General features: G+C 59.8%; 3 protein-coding genes and 2 pseudogenes. 4 read left to right on the top strand and 1 reads right to left on the bottom strand.

Annotated elements, in window-relative coordinates; translation table 11 throughout:
- The 3 genes and pseudogenes from C1D09_RS33990 to C1D09_RS31595 all read left to right on the top strand — a co-directional run.
- Positions 1-117: pseudogene (locus tag C1D09_RS33990) on the top strand (3-deoxy-8-phosphooctulonate synthase); the annotation flags it as partial.
- A gap of 84 nt (positions 118-201) precedes the next feature.
- Positions 202-405, top strand: a complete 204-nt coding sequence (locus tag C1D09_RS31600) for a dodecin family protein (protein ID WP_143977863.1) — start codon at positions 202-204, stop codon at positions 403-405.
- An 84-nt stretch (positions 406-489) separates the two neighbouring features.
- A complete protein-coding gene (locus C1D09_RS31595; RefSeq protein WP_143977862.1) occupies positions 490-855 on the top strand; it encodes a PRC-barrel domain-containing protein in 366 nt (121 codons plus the stop codon).
- Between the two features lie 59 nt (positions 856-914).
- On the opposite strand, the gene C1D09_RS34160 is transcribed toward C1D09_RS31595, so the two are convergent.
- Positions 915-1,040 carry a hypothetical protein gene (locus C1D09_RS34160; protein WP_143977861.1) on the bottom strand — a complete coding sequence of 42 codons (126 nt, stop codon included), beginning with the start codon at positions 1,038-1,040 and terminating at the stop codon, positions 915-917.
- A 199-nt stretch (positions 1,041-1,239) separates the two neighbouring features.
- Between C1D09_RS34160 and eno the strand changes: the two are divergent.
- Positions 1,240-1,678, top strand: a pseudogene (gene eno / locus C1D09_RS31585) (phosphopyruvate hydratase); the annotation flags it as partial.

The raw sequence follows: 1,678 nt of genomic DNA, 5'->3' as shown, positions 1-1,678 counted from the left end.
CATCAGGATCCTGACAATTCGACCTCTTCCGATGGGCCTAACATGCTGCCGCTGAAGGATATGCCGGCTCTCCTGGAAAGGCTGATGGCTTTCGACCGGATCGCCAAGGGGCGTTAAGCCAACCATTCCTGACCGTGCTTGTGGTCGGGAGGAGCCGGTTGTACGCTTGCCCGGCAAATGAGCGTTTGGCAGGAGGAAGCCATGTCCGTCGCCCGCGTCACCGAAATCACCGCATCGTCGAAGAAGAGCTTTCAGGACGCCATCGAGAAGGGAATCGCCCGCGCTGCGAAAACTCTGAAGAACGTGGAAGGCGCGTGGATCCAGGATCAGAAGATTGTCGTCGAGGACGGTAAGATCGCTGCCTATCGCGTCAATATGAAGGTGACTTTCATCCTCGCGGAGTGATTGGCCAACGCCGAAAAAAGTCGGGAACCTTCACCCGCTCCCCTCATTGTCAAAGCAGAGTTCAACGACAACGAGGAGCAGATCATGACGACACAGACAGGCCACACCGAAGCCATTGCCGCTTCGCGCGTCATCGGCACGTCCGTCTATAATACTGAAGGCAGGAGCATCGGTACAATCGAGGACATCATGCTCGACAAAACGTCTAACGGCATCATGTTCGCGGTCATCGGCTTCGGCGGCTTTCTCGGCATCGGCGAGAAGTACCATGCCGTTCCATGGGCTAGTCTCGATTATGACGAGGACAGGGGGGGCTATGTCGTACCGTTCTCCAAGGAGCAGCTGAAAGCCGCCCCCGCCTATTCGATCGACGAACTGGCCGGCGCGGATGGTGAACGCGCGCGCGACGCATCCTACGAGTACTACAAGGTCACGCCCTACTGGCATTGACGCAACCGCGATGAAAAAGGGGCCTCGTTTTGACGAGGCCCCTTCCATGTAAGGGACAGCTATTTGCTGATGTGCAACGCCGGCAGGGGCTCGAAAGCCTTTGGTGGCGCTTGCTGCGTGTCGCATGACGTCAGGAACGCCGCCGCGATCAGGAACAGACTGACGATACCGCTCAACTCGGACATGGCGAAACTCCTCCTGTTTCGCCCCGCGCGACACCCGTCATAACCCGAAATGGATGTCCCGGCGCATGACTTATGATGACAGAAATTTGCGCTTCGTGAATCGGGCCGGTGGCACTATTCGTCCATGGCCGGATTGCCTTTTGCGTCGCTTTGGCTAAGACGGGCGCGACCTTTCGTCAGATCAATCGGGGACATCGCAATGACCGCCATCATCGACATTGTCGGACGTGAAATCCTGGACAGCCGTGGAAACCCGACCGTCGAGGTCGATGTCGTGCTCGAAGACGGTTCGATGGGCCGGGCCGCGGTGCCGTCCGGCGCCTCGACCGGCGCCCACGAAGCCGTCGAGCTTCGCGACGGCGGCGCCCGCTATCTCGGCAAGGGCGTGCTCAAGGCCGTGGAGGCGGTCAATGGCGAGCTGTTCGAGGCGATCAGCGGCATGGAAGCCGAGAACCAGATTCACATCGACCAGACCATGATCGAGCTCGACGGCACGCCCAACAAGAGCCGGCTCGGCGCCAATGCCATTCTCGGCGTTTCGCTGGCCGTGGCCAAGGCCGCTGCCGACGCTGCCGGCCTGCCGCTCTATCGCTATGTCGGCGGCACCAAGGCGCATATCCTGCCTGTCCCGATGATGA

This window comes from Mesorhizobium intechi, assembly GCF_002879535.1.
Taxonomy (GTDB): domain Bacteria; phylum Pseudomonadota; class Alphaproteobacteria; order Rhizobiales; family Rhizobiaceae; genus Mesorhizobium; species Mesorhizobium intechi.
This window is presented reverse-complemented; position numbering and strand designations above follow the sequence as displayed.